Source organism: Citrobacter sp. Cu096, from assembly GCF_030332285.1.
Classification (GTDB): domain Bacteria; phylum Pseudomonadota; class Gammaproteobacteria; order Enterobacterales; family Enterobacteriaceae; genus Citrobacter; species Citrobacter meridianamericanus.
The window spans coordinates 693264-709969 of record NZ_JAOWID010000030.1; the positions used below are offsets into that span (position 1 = coordinate 693264).

General features: G+C 46.8%; 17 protein-coding genes, 2 tRNA genes and 3 pseudogenes. 12 read left to right on the forward strand and 10 right to left on the reverse strand.

Annotated elements, in window-relative coordinates; genetic code table 11:
• Positions 1 to 137: 137 nt before the first annotated feature.
• From OGX99_RS17590 to mtfA, 5 genes are all read right to left on the reverse strand, one after another.
• Positions 138 to 1118: a hypothetical protein gene (locus OGX99_RS17590; protein ID WP_286544483.1), complete on the reverse strand. Its 981-nt coding sequence runs from the start codon at positions 1116 to 1118 to the stop codon at positions 138 to 140.
• A gap of 54 nt (positions 1119 to 1172) precedes the next feature.
• Entirely contained in the window at positions 1173 to 2756 is a 1584-nt protein-coding gene (locus OGX99_RS17595; RefSeq protein ID WP_286544485.1) for a competence protein CoiA family protein, read from the reverse strand.
• 101 nt (positions 2757 to 2857) lie between these two features.
• The gene (locus OGX99_RS17600; protein ID WP_286544489.1) at positions 2858 to 4132 is read right to left on the reverse strand and encodes a tyrosine-type recombinase/integrase; all 1275 of its coding nucleotides are present in this window, start codon (positions 4130 to 4132) and stop codon (positions 2858 to 2860) included.
• A 179-nt stretch (positions 4133 to 4311) separates the two neighbouring features.
• Positions 4312 to 4387, reverse strand: a tRNA-Asn gene (locus OGX99_RS17605).
• A gap of 99 nt (positions 4388 to 4486) precedes the next feature.
• On the reverse strand, positions 4487 to 5284 hold the full coding sequence (gene mtfA / locus OGX99_RS17610; RefSeq protein ID WP_151218921.1) for a DgsA anti-repressor MtfA: 798 nt from the start codon (positions 5282 to 5284) through the stop codon (positions 4487 to 4489).
• Between the two features lie 93 nt (positions 5285 to 5377).
• Here mtfA and OGX99_RS17615 point away from each other — a divergent pair.
• Positions 5378 to 5467: transfer RNA gene (locus tag OGX99_RS17615), tRNA-Ser, on the forward strand.
• 66 nt (positions 5468 to 5533) lie between these two features.
• Here OGX99_RS17615 and OGX99_RS17620 read toward each other — a convergent pair.
• From OGX99_RS17620 to OGX99_RS23910, 4 genes and pseudogenes are all read right to left on the reverse strand, one after another.
• On the reverse strand, positions 5534 to 6577 hold the full coding sequence (locus tag OGX99_RS17620) for a tyrosine-type recombinase/integrase (RefSeq protein WP_286544492.1): 1044 nt from the start codon (positions 6575 to 6577) through the stop codon (positions 5534 to 5536).
• On the reverse strand, positions 6552 to 6794 hold the full coding sequence (locus OGX99_RS17625) for a DUF4224 domain-containing protein (RefSeq protein ID WP_071667664.1): 243 nt from the start codon (positions 6792 to 6794) through the stop codon (positions 6552 to 6554). The genes OGX99_RS17620 and OGX99_RS17625 overlap by 26 nt, the downstream gene beginning before the upstream one ends.
• A gap of 70 nt (positions 6795 to 6864) precedes the next feature.
• Positions 6865 to 7731, reverse strand: a complete 867-nt coding sequence (locus tag OGX99_RS17630) for a 3'-5' exonuclease (RefSeq protein ID WP_286544496.1) — start codon at positions 7729 to 7731, stop codon at positions 6865 to 6867.
• A gap of 153 nt (positions 7732 to 7884) precedes the next feature.
• Positions 7885 to 8124, reverse strand: a pseudogene (locus OGX99_RS23910) (RecE-related exodeoxyribonuclease); the annotation flags it as partial.
• Here OGX99_RS23910 and OGX99_RS17635 point away from each other — a divergent pair.
• The 3 genes and pseudogenes from OGX99_RS17635 to OGX99_RS17645 all read left to right on the forward strand — a co-directional run.
• Positions 8059 to 8220 (forward strand): annotated as a pseudogene (locus OGX99_RS17635) (lysozyme); the annotation flags it as partial. The pseudogenes OGX99_RS23910 and OGX99_RS17635 sit on opposite strands and share 66 nt — an antisense overlap.
• Before the next feature lie 23 nt (positions 8221 to 8243).
• Positions 8244 to 8771, forward strand: a complete 528-nt coding sequence (locus OGX99_RS17640) for a hypothetical protein (RefSeq protein ID WP_286545321.1) — start codon at positions 8244 to 8246, stop codon at positions 8769 to 8771.
• 332 nt (positions 8772 to 9103) lie between these two features.
• Positions 9104 to 9241: a hypothetical protein gene (locus OGX99_RS17645; RefSeq protein ID WP_286502930.1), complete on the forward strand. Its 138-nt coding sequence runs from the start codon at positions 9104 to 9106 to the stop codon at positions 9239 to 9241.
• Positions 9242 to 9403: 162 nt separating this feature from the next.
• On the opposite strand, the gene OGX99_RS17650 is transcribed toward OGX99_RS17645, so the two are convergent.
• Positions 9404 to 9652, reverse strand: coding sequence for a hypothetical protein (locus tag OGX99_RS17650; RefSeq protein ID WP_047499049.1), 249 nt, complete (start codon positions 9650 to 9652; stop codon positions 9404 to 9406).
• Positions 9653 to 9896: 244 nt separating this feature from the next.
• On the opposite strand from OGX99_RS17650, the gene OGX99_RS17655 reads away from it, so the two are divergent.
• From OGX99_RS17655 to OGX99_RS17690, 8 genes and pseudogenes are all read left to right on the forward strand, one after another.
• Positions 9897 to 10043 (forward strand): hypothetical protein, encoded by a 147-nt coding sequence (locus OGX99_RS17655; RefSeq protein WP_286502932.1) that lies wholly within the window; start codon positions 9897 to 9899, stop codon positions 10041 to 10043.
• Between the two features lie 199 nt (positions 10044 to 10242).
• Positions 10243 to 10410 carry a YnfU family zinc-binding protein gene (locus OGX99_RS17660; protein ID WP_219816768.1) on the forward strand — a complete coding sequence of 56 codons (168 nt, stop codon included), beginning with the start codon at positions 10243 to 10245 and terminating at the stop codon, positions 10408 to 10410.
• Between the two features lie 452 nt (positions 10411 to 10862).
• Positions 10863 to 11408, forward strand: coding sequence for a terminase small subunit (locus OGX99_RS17665; protein ID WP_000453624.1), 546 nt, complete (start codon positions 10863 to 10865; stop codon positions 11406 to 11408).
• Positions 11383 to 13305: a phage terminase large subunit family protein gene (locus tag OGX99_RS17670; RefSeq protein WP_286544502.1), complete on the forward strand. Its 1923-nt coding sequence runs from the start codon at positions 11383 to 11385 to the stop codon at positions 13303 to 13305. Before OGX99_RS17665 ends, OGX99_RS17670 begins: the two co-directional genes overlap by 26 nt.
• Positions 13305 to 13511, forward strand: coding sequence for a phage head-tail joining protein (locus OGX99_RS17675; protein ID WP_003034782.1), 207 nt, complete (start codon positions 13305 to 13307; stop codon positions 13509 to 13511). The genes OGX99_RS17670 and OGX99_RS17675 overlap by 1 nt, the downstream gene beginning before the upstream one ends.
• The gene (locus OGX99_RS17680; protein WP_003826190.1) at positions 13508 to 15100 is read left to right on the forward strand and encodes a phage portal protein; all 1593 of its coding nucleotides are present in this window, start codon (positions 13508 to 13510) and stop codon (positions 15098 to 15100) included. The genes OGX99_RS17675 and OGX99_RS17680 overlap by 4 nt, the downstream gene beginning before the upstream one ends.
• Entirely contained in the window at positions 15081 to 16451 is a 1371-nt protein-coding gene (locus tag OGX99_RS17685; RefSeq protein WP_286544507.1) for a S49 family peptidase, read from the forward strand. The genes OGX99_RS17680 and OGX99_RS17685 overlap by 20 nt, the downstream gene beginning before the upstream one ends.
• Positions 16385 to 16699, forward strand: a pseudogene (locus tag OGX99_RS17690) (phage tail tape measure protein); the annotation flags it as partial. The gene OGX99_RS17685 and the pseudogene OGX99_RS17690, both read left to right, overlap by 67 nt.
• Positions 16700 to 16706: the final 7 nt, after the last annotated feature.

Sequence of the window (16706 nt, forward strand, 5' to 3'; positions counted from 1 at the left end):
ATGGGGAGTAGTTTACAACCCAATGGGCTGATTGCGTTGCCCCAAATATGGGGATATGTATAATCTCTCCAATGGAGAGTTCTCTTCGAGGGAAAACGAAAGGGCTGTAAGGCCCTTTTGCTTGTGTATTTGTCTAATTAATCACAACTTACTTCACTTAGTTCTTTGGCAATGAACATAAACTCTGCACGATGATTTTTATCTTTAGATATGTATATCTTTCCGTTTACATCTGCAATAATGAATAGTTTTATCTTGCTTTTGTCTTTCTGTGTTATAACTAACCTTTCAGGTATGGAGTATTTAACCAGATCTTTTTCATGATAACATTGATTAACGTAACCTAACCCGATCATATTCGCTATTTTTTCTGATACACCTGTTGAAAATGCTGTTGCAATATAAAAAACAATAAGCAAGGAGAAAAAAACGTAACACCATATCCTATTCTTTAGATCTCGATTACGTTGATGTATGTCCGCTAATCCAATAATCGCCAATGTAACGATAATAACAAATATTGAAAGAGCTTGAATAAAACTATTAAAAGAAGGATTTGTTTCTATATCAAAATTCAGTGTAATGGAAAGGAATCCAAACATAGCAATGCTTATTGCTAATAATAATGCAGTATATAAAATCAACTTTAATGTGACGGCTATTTTTTTATAATAAAAGGGTTTTTTAATCGCTAAAAAATGAAGAGTCAATGCAGCTATAACAACTAATGAAACTCCGAAGTAAAAATGGTAAAAAGCGAATAAAGACGCTACTCCACATGATGTAAAGTATAATAAGTATATTAATTTTCTTCTTTTTGCCCCTTTTATCTTCTCTCGAACTAATATATCATAATAAAGGCATCGGGCAATCGCTGGAGATAAATTGAATGATATTAAAAAACATCCAACAATAAAAAGTATTATAAAGAAAGATAATGCCCCTGTACTGATGAGTAAATTTGATTGTATCAGATCAATAAACTTCACACCGTGGGTACGTGCATAGCTTAAGAGGAACCACGCTCCTGAAAACGTGCACATAAAAATTATTAGAGTTATGATTTTTTCTATGTTTTTTAATCCCAAGATGGAATGTTGTTTTATTTTGTCTAACACTTTGTTATCCTTTTTATGGGGGTCTCTGGCAAAGATCTTTTCCCCGATAGATAGTTAAACTATGCTTTGTAGAAACAATTGTTGCAATGGTGTTTCCTTAATTACATTATCACCTTTTACAGTCAAAATACTTCTTTCGATTAATGGTTGTAGAACCTCAAGAATTATATTCCTTCTAAAAATAAGATGGCGATGAGATAGTTGAATGGTTTTCTTATTGGCAATTGCTTCTGCTTCTAAAGATATAAATTCAGGATCGAGAGGTAGGATGTCACTCATTTCATCAAATATGTTATAAACTGTAATACTGCTTCCAATTGAAATGTTATCTATTATATTAATCATAATGCTAATTACTAAGATCGACCATCTCTGGAACATCCAAAGGCTGGGTGATTCTTTCATTTCTTTAAGCATTATAGGTAATTTCGGCCACTTCCTCTGTATGTTCGGAGCAAATAACTTATGGCTTATAAGCCATTTATTCCATGTGCTGTAGTCTCTATTGAATAGTTCATCGGTCATGTTTAAATACTCATATGAGCGATTTTTTAATCTATTGCTCATATAAATTGTTAGGGATTTTATATGTATATTTTCTTTACAGTTTTTAATGAACTGAGACCGTACTCGTGTTTTTTCTTTTTCAAGTGATGGATATTTCAACCAGCGCCATTGAGGATTGTTACTATCTATAGGATAGAATCTTATAATTACACTTCCATCAAAATCGTCCATTAGATTCAAATCAAATTCATTTAGTAAATATATTATCCATATATGAAATTCTTTCCCTTTATGCAAGGTGTCTCCACGTAGGATAAGATAATCATCGTTTTTTTGTATAACCGATAGTTTATCAACGGAGCGATTCTTCTTTGTGTACAGGCAGAAGCTTTCAGTAAAAACCTCATTAGATTCTTCATAAGTTATACTCTCATGAATACTTGGCAGGAATATGGTCTTATTTTTCATTGTTTTGTGGATTGAATTTAGTGTGTTTTTTAATCTTCTTGAACGTCTTTCATTTATTTCTTTTTCGACAGCTAGCTCATGACATTCAATCGCTTTAATACACTCTAAGTAATAAAACCATTCATTGGGAACTTTATTGTTTTTAATACGTTGATGCCATTCTTCTATCTCGATATCTTCAGAGTATTCGAACACTAACTCTACTGCATTTATTTTGTTATTTTTAAAGTAACGTACCTTTTCAGGCTCGCATTTGTGTGTTACGCAGATCTCGACGATGTATAATCCAGTATCTGTGTTAAGGCAGACATCTGACACATAGTTTCCGATTCTGTGTTCTAAGGTTGCGGCTAGTATTTTGGTTTTTATTAGTGGTGTTTTTAGCGTGTGATTCTTATACGCAAAAGTCATTTGAGGTATTGTTAATACATCTAAGCTAAGAAAATAATGTTGCATTGCTAAATGCAACTGTGTCATTCGGCAAGCACGATTCTCGATAAGATTTCTATGGGCGAAATGATGTTTTTTTAATTTTCCACCATTGCGAGCAATCAATTCATCATTACATGACTTACATATGCAATTACACTTAGCTCCATTAGGCACATCATCAATATGCATGATCTGTTTTGTTTCTTTTTCCACTGCATATTCAATGATCAATACAAACTCCATTTCTTTACTATGACTGACTTGTCTAGATTAAATCCTTGTATTATGTATGTCTACTGCATAAGGCAAAGCCATACTTGGCTTTCTTGCCCTTATGTAATGTGGGCAAACTCAAATGGCCTGACCATACCGCTATGGTTCGCATCCAGATAATCAGCCCACCACTGAAGCATCAGGCGGCGCTGGTCAAGGTGCTTGGCTTTGTGGGTATAAGCTGCACGGACGCTATTGCTTTCCTTGTGGCTCATTTGAAGCTCTACAGCGTCTTCTGACCACAAACCAGACTCAATTAAGGCACTACAGGCCAGTGTGCGGAAGCCATGACCACAAATGTCCTTCAGGGTATCGTAGCCCATCTTACGTAGCGCCTTGTTTATGGTGTTTTCACTCATCGGTTTAAAGCTGTCATAGCTGCCTGTGAAGATAAAACCGGCATCATTGCCATCTTCATAGGTAAGCTGTTTAATTTCTTTAAAGAGCGCAATTGCCTGACGGCAGAGAGGGATGAAGTGCTTACGCTTCATCTTGGTGCCACGGCCTGAATATTTCACCCCTTCGATGACTTCCCGCTGTTCGGGGATAACCCACAGCTTGCTCCTGAAATCGATCTCTGACCATCTGGCGAAGCGCAGCTCACTGGAACGAACAAATACCAGCAGGTTAAGCTGAATCGCCAGCGTGGTCAGTCTGCGGCCCTTGTAGGCATCAATCCGTTTAAGCAGCAACGGAATCTCTTCAAGTTCCAGAGCAGGACGGTGTTCAGTTTCAGGTTTCTGTATGGAGCCTTCCAGATCGTAAGCCGGGTTATAGCGGATAAGTTGTTGCTGGACGGCATAACGCAGGATGGAGGTGACGTATTGCTTAACTCGTGTAGCAACTTCGAGATAGCCAAGGGCTTCAACTTTTTTTATGGGGGCTAACAGATCGCCAGTGGCAAGCTCGGTAACGTCTCTGTTGCCAATATCCGGGAAGATATAGGTTTCAAGGCGATTTAATACGGTATGACGATAATCTTCTGACCATTTCTTTTTGGTAGAAAACCACGCTTTGGTAACAGCTTTGAAAGAACGAGTGTTGTCGCGTTTGGCTTTCAGCTCTTTCACTTCGGCCTGTTTCTTTGCATTAGGGTCAATGTCCTGAGCAAGAAGTCTTTTAGCTTCATCACGGCGTTGTCTTGCATCAGCAAGTGAAACAGCAGGGTAAACACCTATGGAGAAGATTTTTTGCTTGCCGTCGAAGCGGTAAGCCATCTGCCAGTATTTAGAACCCTTAGGGGTAACGCGAAGGAACATACCAAAGCCATCAGTCAGTTTGTATTCCTTATCGAGAGGTTTGGCGTTTTTTACTTTAGTATCAGTAAGTGGCATAACGGCATCCCCCGTTTGTTGGTAAAAACGCAATCGAACTACCATTACCAACATATTTACCAGCAAAAGGGTATGGCTTCGAGTGGTTTTTAGTGAACGAAGGCGAACCTGAAGAAGGGGATAACCAACTGATAGAAATGCAGAAAGCAGACGTCAGTGAACGTCTGCTTCCCTTAAATTGGCTCCTCTGACTGGACTCGAACCAGTGACATACGGATTAACAGTCCGCCGTTCTACCGACTGAACTACAGAGGAATCGTGTGAACGAGGCGCATATTACTGACCTCATCATGAGGTGTCAACAGTAAAATTAGTACGTCATTTCAATTGGTTAATTAATCTTCAAATTCAGTGTTAATGCACATTTGGTGAGCGATAATCGTCGTCTTCTCGGGTATCGCGTAACCGCTCCATAGGGTTCTGGCGATAAAATTGGTTGAAACGTTGCCATAAGGCAGGAAAACGCGGAGCAAATAATTCAGGCGCGCTGAAAAAATACTCGGATAACACGGCAAAGCATTCGGCCGGGTCCGTTGCTGCGTAGGCATCTATGCTACATGCGGTTTCACCAACCAGATCGATTTCATCCTGAATGTTGTTCATTGCGGCATGCAGATCGTGTTCCCAACCGGCAATATCGCGCAGGGGGATCGCCGGAACACCGCTGGCGCGATCGCCGTTACGCATATCAAGCTTATGCGCCACTTCATGGATGATCAGATTAAAGCCGGAGGCATCAAAGGAATCCTGAATATCAAGCCAATTGAGGATTATCGGGCCTTGCTGCCAGCTCTGTCCGGATTGTACAACGCGTTGATTATGCACCAACCCAATATCGTCTTCCCACTCATCGTCCACGACGAAGGGGGCTGGGTAGATGAGCACTTCGTGAAACCCGTCGAGCCACTCGATCCCTAATTCCAGAACAGGTAAACAGAAAAGCAGAGCAATACGTGCACTTTTCAGCGGGTCCAGCTCAAACCCCTGCAGTGCGACCAGTCTTTTTTGTTGCAAAAAGCGCTCGCCAAGGGCGATAAGTCTGGCTTGTTCTTGCTCGGTGAGATTTACAAGAAGGGGAATGGCCAGGGCGTCATCCCACGGCCAGTCATCACTCCGGGTTGTTTCTTGTTCTTTCCAGGGCCACTTAATCATCGTTTTGCTCGCAAACTCGTCACTTGAACGAAATTGACGGAACTGGGTCTGTTAAAATGCCAAATTACCTGGCATCATGGCAACCGCTAAAACGGAGAGATGCCAGAGCGGCTGAATGGACCGGTCTCGAAAACCGGAGTAGGGGCAACTCTACCGGGGGTTCAAATCCCCCTCTCTCCGCCACTATTCAAACACTTAGCTCAATTCCTTTCAACGACTCATGTCACACTTGGTATAGTGTTGGTATATTCACTTGGTATAAAACTCGCCATCATCATCTTCTGATTTGCCCAAGACTGGAAGATCCAATGTGGGAGAAATTTTCACTTTTCTGTCATAAACCACAACCTGGCTTTCAGTTTTGTGACCTGAGAATAGTTGTTTGTCCTTACTCGAGCCTTCGTAATCAGATATTCCCTTGGCTTTGAGATCATGAAATGTACACGGCATTTTTCTATCTAGTTTTTTTCCTGCTGCTTCCCTTGCGGTTTCCCACAGATCGTTAAACCCACTTTTCGAGTATTTAGTTTTTTTGCTGCTACAGATAACCGTTTCCCGCCCACCCAGAGTTTTTGCAAGTTCGATGGCGTTATGAAGCCGTTCAGTCCAGACTTTTATTTGTTTAGTCCCGGTCTTTCCCTGCTGGATAAAAAGGCCTTCCTCGCTTACTTGCGACCATTTGAGAGAAAGAACATCCGAAACGCGAGCCGCACATAAGTAAGATATCTCCATGCCAACCCGGAGAGCTGGTGCCGCCTCTTCATAAATTGCCTGATATTCTTCGTCTGTCACGTACACGTCACGGGCTTTTAAAGAGAACTTGCGTACTCCTTTGCACGGATTTCCTTTCACATACCCTCGTTCATATCCCCATGAGAAAACACGCGACATCCCGCCGAGTTCTTGGTTTGCCTGGTTAATACTGCGTTGGCCACGTTTATCCATATAGATCCTGACCATCTCAATTTTTATGTCATCTGCTCGCATATTCCCGAACACTGGAACGAGGTTTTTTTCATACGACCTGTAATCAGTCTGCGTTCGTGGAGCCAGTTCAGCAAAAGCTGGGCTGCTGGTGAATAACTTCCATAATTTAGAAAATGTCATTACGTCTGAGCGCTTGGCTTTTTCTTCCTCATAACGCGCCCATAGCCGGGACATACTCGTCCCGGTAATAGGTGCAAGAGTTACGCTTTGTTTTGTTCCTTTTGGCTTCCACACATAGCTATAACGGTTTTTAGTTACGCGTGGCGGGAGGTGCTTGTCTTTAGGATCTTTTCTTGGTCTGCCCATTGATTGCGTCGTAATTTGGCTCAAGTGCAACATATTCATCGACCTTAGGTAATTCAGAAACTCCGGGATCAATACTTCTGCGCAATACAATTGGGCGGTTCCGCCCATCAGTGGTGAACGGTATGCCGTGACACCGCAGCTGTCGCTGCTGGTGGGTGTAGCGCTGATAGCCAGTAATTTCTGCAATTTCCTGAGGAGACAGTGTAAGTTCGTGCATAGCTCATCTCTCTGATGGCCTGCCTGTAGAAACATACCAGGCAGGATCCGTAAATTGTGAAATTAGAAAATCAGTTTGCAGTCAGGCGTTGCCAGATTGCAGAGACGTATTTGACCTGATGCCGGGCGTCAGAAAGCGCATTGTGCATTTCGCCTTCAAACGGGATGTCGAAGCGTGGATTGATACCGACAGATTTACCCAGCTCGACCATGGTCCTTACGTCCCTGTCATTCCAGAACGGAACAGCGAAGGGGGTATCTGTTAACGCGTATGCGCGGCGAAGAATGACGTTATCAAACGAGCATCCATTACCCCACATCTGAATGGTGTGACTACCGTTAGCAGCATTTTCAGCAATAAAGTCAGCCAGAAGTTCGAGAGTCTCAAGCAGCCCCATGGCTTCATCAACAAGAATGGCAGAGCGGGCTTCAGATGATTGTTTCAGCCACCACTGAATTGTAGAGGCATCCGGTTTCATGCCAAACGACATCGATGACTTCAGACTGACAACCTGGTAAAACTCGGCACCAGTGTTACCAGTTGAAGGATCAAAAAATACAGCGCCAATAGAGACTATTGGGGCATCAGGACTGTTGCCCATAGTTTCCATATCAACCATCAGGTGAGTATAAAAAGCGTTCAGGGTATCCGTATCAATATGGTGAACGGGTTCATTATTCAGGGAAGCTGACGCGTCACCAGTTGCATCAGCGCTTTTAACTGGCAAAACTGCTGTTTCGCTCTGAGACACTTCAGGATTAGCTTTGATTTCGCTGTTGTCAGTTTTTTCCATCTGCACATCGCTGGTGGTTTCCTCGGTATTGGCTTGATGTAATTTTTCTTCGACGGCGCGCTGGCGTACCTGGTCTACGACAGAAAGCGCTGGCGCCGGCTGGTTACCCATCAGGCCATCAATGGAGAAAACACCGTTGCCCATGTTGGCGATTTCTGGTTGCTCGGTTATTGCCTTCTGTTCAGCTGTGGACTTCTCTTTAATCTCGTTTTCCCAGCTTTTTTCTGGTACGTGACCGGCTGCCGCCAGGGTTTCTTCAGTTGGGTGCTGGTGGTCGGTTTCAGTCAGGTTTTTGTTGATGTAACGGCTCAGCAGTTCCGGGAAATGGTGAGTGTTTTCTTCTGCACTACGAATAAGCGCGAAAATAGCGGCGCGGGAATAATCCAGAATGCCAGCGCGTTTGCGCAGGGCGGCGGACCACTCTTTGAACGGGCTTTCGTTTTTAGAAATGATCTCTTTTGCACGACGGAAAACGCCACCAGGAATAAAGGTGCATGTGAAGCCATTCGCTGGTGGATTAAAGACGATGGCCGCGATTGTCGTCTGACCAAAGGCCAGAAGAATGGTTGCTATGGTCAGGTAGAAAGACGGGACCAGGAAAGCGCGTTGTCGTGCTGGGGGATAGACCAGTGAACAGAAGCCTCGTTGTTGTTGGGATGGCAGCTATCATCTTCATCGCGGTGCTCTGCGTGCTGCTGTCCCGCAGCGATGCCGCTTTGGCCACATCCGAAAGTGACAATCGGGTACTGCGCAGCGACAACACACTACAGGCGACGGTAATAACCACACAGGCTTTCAACTTTAACCGGTTTAACCAGGTAGCCGAGAACGCCAATCGCCTTAACTCACTGATAGATGCCAGCACCGAGAAAACAGTGATCGAATACCGGGAGATTCTCCGACGTGAAAAAACCTGTGATATGCCTGTTCCTGCTGATGTCGCTGGTGGGCTGCTCAACTACGCGAACCGTTTACGTGCCAGCGCTATGTACTCCGATTCCGGGGACGCTGACGCAACCAGTGATAGTCCCGTTGCCTCCAGCGCGCTGACGTACTGCCAGGCAGTACTCTGGATTAAACCTCTTCTTGCAGCAATAGAGAAGGCAAACAACCAACTTACAGGGATTAGAGAAATTGAAGAGATAAAAAGGCAGAGGAAGGTTGGAAGCGATGCGGGTAATTAGAAAACATAAAAATAATCTCGCTCTATAGGATTATGTAAATTAATTGTAAGTATGTTTTTTTAATTTCTCATTAATTAATGACATGGATGTATTTGCGCGAAATAATAACCGCCTCGTTAATTTTTATGGTTTTTTTAAACTATACTATAACCACAGCGACTTGCTGGAGAATAAATTGGAGTTTTCCATGAAATTTTACTCAATTAACATATCTCCTGATCAATCTAAGAACAAGGATAGAAAAAATGATGATGAGGAAAAGAATAAAACTAAAAAAACACAAAAGTAAACATAATGCTTTGTTGTTTTCTTAGTAATTTAAAGGTGGTTTTATGACAGACCGTCCTGATATAGTTGATCCGATGCCTGAAGATTTACCCTTCCCTGGAGAAGATAAACCTATTTATCCAGATGACGGAGAACCCTCAGAGCCAGATAATCCCGAAATTGAAAGGGATTCTCCTAAATGATACGCATCATAATAAACCGTCGTAATCTAGGCGGTTTTTTTTATGTGTTGAGAATTTGATTAGAACTTCGTATAAATGAAATTTAAAAAATAAGCAATGTTGTTTATTTTTGCTACTTAAGTGTTCTACGGTTTAAATGGCTCGGTGTGAGCCATTTATTATTTAACGCCGCCCAATCAAAAAACCAATTATAAACGCGGTGGTCGCAGCTACGGCGACGCACGTTATTGGATTGGACTCTATCTGACTCTTGATGTTATCTGTACTTGTTCGCACTGCATCCCCTGCTCTGGATGCGTATTTTCTTGCTGTATCATTAAATTTATGGTCAGGTGACTCCAGAGCCTCACCATAACTTTCCTCCAGTTCACCATGAATAATATGGTTTTTATCTTTTTTTATACCAAACATAAACTAAATCTCCAATAATTAGTGATCTATAAAGTATAGCAGTTAGAATAAATGCACATGGAAAACGCTGATAATGATTTGATATATATTAAAATGTTCTAATAATTTTATTTGATATATTTTCAGACGCTATAGGAGATATGCTAAGTGATATCTAACCTATAATCAAAGTGAATCGATTCCTTAAATTACCGGCTAAATAGTTATGACTATTTTTTTGCGTAGTACTGTAACAGGAAAAATCGTGACACAGGATGAATGGTTACATTCGTTAAATGAGTGGGAAGATGAAGGTGGTTCATATTCTCATGCTGATGAATTTATTGAGGTTGTAAAGGACAGGAAAGGTGACTGGGTTGTGAAGAATCACGATGATTATTCCAGCGCCTAATGAAGTGCTGTTACAATTACGGTGAAAAAAGAAAAAATCTTCATTGCTAATCTTCGGGCTAACTCAGGGTATGACTGGTATTGCTGTAGGCATGCATGACTATGATAAATCGATATAATCTCAAATATACGAGAATAGTTGGTTAATAAATGAACTGGTTATGATATGGTGAACCACACTCATTTAAAGGTTAACCATCATGTCATATTTTGATAACGCAATGCGTCGCGTTGGCCTTGTAGCCAGCATGACTGTTATGTGTCCGATATGTGGGCATAATTCCACACAGTCGACCACGAAAGTACGACAGCAACAGGCGTTGCTTTGTCCTAAATGTAAATCGTTATTTGTCATTCACAACAAGTAGTTCGAGAGATAAATAAACCCAGGCCTCGCAATTGCGGGGCTTTTTTATGCGCATCGTACGAGCACATCTAAGAAAGTCTTTCAGCTGTAAACTTGGGTAATCATTTAACTCTTGGCGGTTTTGCCGTGCGACAGGCTTACGTAGGGCATCATGATGGAATGCTGCCATGGTGGTGTTATTTGGCAGCAGTGCCGTCGATGTATGTTGTGCAAATGATAATTAATCTCGTTTGTGGGTCCTTTCCTGCGATCCGGCCTGTTACGGGGCGGCGACCGCGCAGATTCCCGCTATTTATGAAAATTTTCAGGCATTTGCCATTTCCGTTCTTCTTCTCGCTAATTCATTGTTTTAATTGCAAACACCCCCTGAAAAGAAAGGAAACGATAAGCCTTAAAAACGGTTAAATAGCCAGAGAGCGTTTCCTTTCTCTGTTTTTGTGCATGGAGTGGGCTATGGAGGTCAACAAAAAGCGGCTTTCTGAAATATTTGGTGTCAGCGTGCGAACCATCCAGAACTGGCAGGATCAGGGAATGCCTGTAGCACGTGGCGGCGGAAAAGGTAATGAGGTCCTCTATGAATCTTCCGCGGCTATCGAATGGTATTCCGCACGCGACGCGGCGATTGAGAATGAGAAATTACGCAAGGAGGTGGAAGACCTTCGTCTTGCATCGGAATCCGACCTCCAGCCAGGTACGATTGACTATGAGCGTCACCGCCTTACCCGGGCGCAGGCAGACGCCCAGGAACTAAAAAATGCAAAAGATTCCGCTGAGGTGGTGGAAACCGCATTCTGCACGTTCGTGCTGTCGCGGATGGCCGGAGAAGTAGCCAGCATTCTTGATGGAGTTCCTCTGTCTGTTCAACGGCGCTTCCCGGAGCTGGAAAACCGACATATTGATTTCCTCAAGAAGGACATCATTAAGGCCATGAACAAAGCAGCTGCGCTGGATGAAATAATACCGGGGTTGCTGAGTGAATATATCGAACAGTCAGGTTAAGGGGCTGCAACACTCTGCGCGCGCAGGGCTACTTTCGCTGTACCGACCTGAGCCGCAAACGCCGGTTGAATGGGCAGACGATAATTACTATCTCCCCAAAGAGTCGGCCTATCAGGAAGGGCGCTGGGAAACGTTGCCGTTTCAGCGCGCGATCATGAATGCGATGGGTAACGACTACATTCGTGAAGTTAACGTTGTTAAGTCTGCCCGTGTTGGCTATTCAAAAATGTTGCTGGGTGTTTATGCGTATTTTATTCAGCACAAGCAGCGAAATTCCCTTATCTGGCTGCCCACTGATGGTGACGCCGAAAACTTCATGAAGTCGCATGTTGAACCAACGATCCGCGATATTCCGTCACTTCTGGCGCTGGCCCCCTGGTATGGCAAAAAGCACCGGGATAATACGCTCAGTATGAAACGCTTCTCCAACGGTCGCGGGTTCTGGTGTCTGGGTGGTAAGGCGGCGAAAAACTATCGTGAAAAGTCAGTGGATGTTGCCGGCTATGACGAACTCGCTGCTTTTGATGAGGATATTGAGAAAGAGGGTTCCCCGACGTTTCTCGGTGACAAACGTATTGAGGGCTCTGTCTGGCCTAAATCTATTCGCGGCTCAACGCCAAAAACAAAGGGGACCTGCCAGATTGAGCGTGCTGCCAGCGAGTCCGGGCATTTCATGCGTTTTCATGTTGCCTGTCCGCACTGTGGTGAAGAACAGTACCTTAAGTTCGGCGACAAAGAGACCCCGTTCGGGTTCAAATGGACACCGGGCGAACCCTCCAGCGTCTTTTACCTGTGTGAACATAATGCCTGCGTTATTAAGCAGCAGGAGCTGGATTTCACTGAAGCTCGTTACATCTGCGACACCACCGGGATCTGGACGCGCGACGGTTTATCCTGGTTTTCATCAACAGGCACCGAAATCGACCCGCCAGACAGCGTGACGTTTCACATCTGGACGGCATACAGCCCGTTTACCACCTGGGTACAGATCGTTAAAGACTGGCTAAAAACGAAAGGGGATACCGGAAAGCGTAAAACCTTCGTGAACACCACTCTGGGCGAAACATGGGAGCCTAAAATTGGTGAACGGCCTGACGCGGAGCTCATGGCCGAACGCAAAGAGTTCTTCGGGGCATCCGTACCGGAGCGTGTTGCTTATCTGACAGCCGGGATTGACTCCCAGCTGGATCGATATGAAATGCGCGTCTGGGGATGGGGGCCCGGTGAGGAAAGCTGGCTGATTGACCGGCAGATCATTATGGGCCGTCATGATGATGAAGCGACCCTTGTCAGGGTGGACGAGGCGATTAACAAAACCTATCTCCGAAAGAATGGCGTGGAAATGTCGGTATCCCGTATCTGCTGGGATATCGGCGGTATTGACCCCACCATTGTCTACAATCGCTCAAAAAAGCATGGCCTGTTTCGCGTGATCCCGATTAAAGGGGCTTCCGTTTACGGCAAGCCCGTCGCGAATATGCCGCGTAAACGCAACAAGAACGGCGTTTATCTGACGGAAGTGGGTACAGATACCGCAAAGGAGCAGATTTATAACCGCTTCACACTTCAGCCGGAAGGGAGTGAACCTCTTGCCGGAGCCGTGCATTTTCCCAATAACCCCGAAATTTACGATCTGGCTGAGGCACAGCAACTTACTGCTGAGGAGCAGGTTGAAAAATGGGTGGACGGGCGTAAGAAAATCGTCTGGGACAGCAAAAAGCGACGAAATGAGGCGCTGGACTGCTTCGTTTATGCGCTGGCGGCCCTGCGGATCAGTATTTCGCGATGGCAACTGAATCTTGATTCACTGCTCGCGAGCCTGCAGGAGGAAGAGGGAAGCCGGACCAATAACAAAACCCTGGCTGATTATGCCCGGGCATTATCTGGAGATGAATAATGGCGACACAGACAGATCTGGATGCCGCCCGCGCTGCGTTGCATGACCTCATGATGGGAAAGCGGGTAGCCACGGTGCAAAAAGACGGCCGGCGGGTTGAGTTCACTGCGACCTCCGTCAGTGACCTGAAGAAATACATTGCCGAACTTGAGTCACAGGTTGGCACCACTCCACGACGCCGGGGACCGGCAGGATTTTACGCATGAAAACACCTGCTTTGTTAGGACCGGACGGTAAAACCGCTCTGCGGGATTATGCCGGATATCATGGCGGTGCTGGTGGCTTTGGCGGTCAGCTCCGCGCCTGGAATCCACCGAGTGAAAGCGCAGATGCTGCGTTATTGCCTAATTTTTCCCGTGGTAACGCGCGCGCTGACGATCTGGTCCGCAATAACGGTTATGCGGCAAACGCGGTACAGCTCCATCAGGACCACATTGTCGGATCGTTTTTCCGGCTCAGTTATCGCCCCAGTTGGCGTTTTCTTGGCATTGGAGAGGAAGAGGCCCGGGCGTTCTCCCGTGAAGTTGAGGCGGCCTGGAAAGAATTTGCGGAGGATGATTGCTGCTGCATCGATGCGGAACGTAAGCGTACATTCACCATGATGATCCGCGAGGGTGTTTCCATGCATGCGTTTAACGGTGAGTTATGTGCACAGGCCACCTGGGACAGTGATTCCACGCGTCTTTTCCGCACACAGTTCAAAATGGTGAGCCCGAAACGCATCAGCAACCCCAATAACGCCGGAGATACGCGAAACTGCCGGGCAGGTGTCAGAACAAATGACAGTGGCGCCGCGCTGGGATATTACGTCAGCGAGGATGGCTATCCGGGGTGGATGGCGCAGAAGTGGACCTACATCCCGCGTGAACTGCCCGGCGGGCGGCCTTCCTTTATCCACGTATTTGAACCCCTGGAAGATGGGCAGACACGCGGTGCCAACGTGTTTTACAGCGTCATGGAGCAAATGAAAATGCTCGATACACTGCAGAATACACAGCTCCAGAGCGCGATTGTCAAGGCGATGTATGCCGCCACGATTGAAAGTGAGCTGGATACGCAAACCGCGATGGACTTTATTCTCGGCTCAGACAGTAAAGAGCAGCAAAGCAAGATGACCGGCTGGCTGGGGGAGATGGCCTCGTACTATACCGCGGCGCCGGTTCGCCTCGGGGGCGCGAAGGTGCCGCATCTGATGCCGGGCGACTCCCTGAATCTTCAGTCAGCGCAGGACACTGACAACGGCTATTCGACGTTTGAACAATCTCTGCTGCGCTACATTGCTGCAGGGCTGGGGGTGTCGTATGAGCAACTCTCTCGCAACTATTCGCAGATGAGTTATTCCACCGCCCGTGCCAGTGCTAACGAGTCCTGGGCGTACTTTATGGGGCGTCGCAAATTTGTTGCCTCCCGCCAGGCCTGTCAGATGTTTTTATGCTGGCTGGAAGAGGCCATTGTTCGCCGCGTGGTGACATTACCGTCTAAAGCCCGGTTCAGTTTTCAGGAGGCGCGAAGCGCCTGGGGAAATGCTGACTGGATCGGCTCCGGGCGAATGGCCATTGACGGACTGAAGGAGGTGCAGGAGGCCGTCATGCTCATTGAGGCGGGGCTGAGCACCTATGAGAAGGAATGCGCCAAACGCGGGGAAGACTATCAGGAAATCTTTGCCCAGCAGGTTCGTGAAACGATGGAGCGCCGCGCTGCGGGACTTAAACCGCCAGCGTGGGCGGCTTCGGCCTTTGAGTCTGGACTGAAAAAATCGAATGAGGAGGGGACCGATGACGCCAGAGCTGCGTAATCTCCCGCACATTGCCAGTATGGCTTTCAATGAGCCGCTTTTACTTGAACCCGCCTATGCGCGGGTTTTCTTTTGCGCGCTCGCTGGTCAGTTAGGTATCACCCGTCTGACCGACACCGTGTCGGGCGTTACGCTTGGCGCAGAGCAGATGGCTGAACCGCTGGCACTCTTTGGTGATGATGAGGAAATGGGGCCAAAGCCGGCGCGAAGCTACCAGATCACTGATGGTATCGCAGTGCTGCCTGTTTCCGGGACGCTGGTCAGTAAAACCCGCTCACTCCAGCCGTATTCGGGGATGACGGGGTACAACGGCATCATCGCGCGCCTCCAGCAGGCCATCAGTGACCCGGGTGTAGACGGCATTCTTCTGGATATGGATACGCCAGGTGGAATGGTGGCGGGTGCCTTTGACTGTGCGGACATCATCGCCCGCATGCGGGATATCAAACCCATATGGGCGTTAGCCAACGATATGAACTGCAGCGCTGGCCAGCTGATTGCCAGTGCGGCATCGCGTCGGCTTGTGACGCAGACGGCCAGAACGGGATCCATCGGGGTCATGATGGCCCACAGCAATTACGGCGCCGCCCTTAAAACCAGCGGCGTTGAGGTCACGTTGATTTACAGCGGCGATCACAAGGTGGACGGGAACCCCTACGAGAAATTACCCAAAGAGGTACGTGCAGATTTTCAGGCGCGTATCGACGCTACCCGGCAGATGTTCGCTGAAAAGGTGGCGGGTTATACCGGCATGTCGGTTCAGGCCGTTCTTGATACTGAAGCCGCTGTGTTTTCAGGCCAGGAATCAGTAGACAACGGCCTGGCGGAGCAGCTGGTCAACAACATGGATGCGCTGAACGTTATGCGCGATGCAATTAACAAACGAACGATGATTTCCCGAGGAGGAAGCATGAAAGGTACTACTGCATCCGCAGATACCACTCAACCAGCAGCATCTGCTGACCAGACCGTGACCACCGTTGACGTGCCTGCTGCGGTCGTTACTGACCCTGCAGCGGGTGCAACTGTTGATATCAGCAGCCAGCTGGCAGCGGCGGTCGCAGCCGAAAACGGTCGCATTATGGGGATCCTGAACTGTGAAGAGGCGAAAGGGCGTGAATCACAGGCGCGCGCGCTGGCGGAAACGCCAGGGATGACGGTGGAAAGTGCCCAGCGCATCCTTGCCGCGGCTCCTCAGAGTGCCCAGGCGCGTACGGATACCGCGCTGGATCGTCTGATGGAAACCGCATCCGGCACCGTAACGGCAGGTAGCGCTTCTGCCGAAGCGGGTATAGCGGCAGTGTGGTGGACAGTCCAACATACTTTGCGTTTGCAAAAGGGGCTGGCGTGATGGGCGAAGCCGGACCGGAGGCGATTCTGCCGTTACGTCGGGGCGCTGATGGCAAGTTAGGTGTGGTTGCCGCTGGCGCGGGAGGGATGGCGATGTTTGCGCCGCAGTATCACATCGAAATTATCAATCAGGATGGCAGCAACGGACAGATTGGCCCCGGGGCGCTGAAAGCGGTTTATGACGTGGGACGAAAAGCCGCTGCAGATTTTTTCGCACAGCAATCCCGCGACGGCGGCAGACTCAGCTGAGGACAAC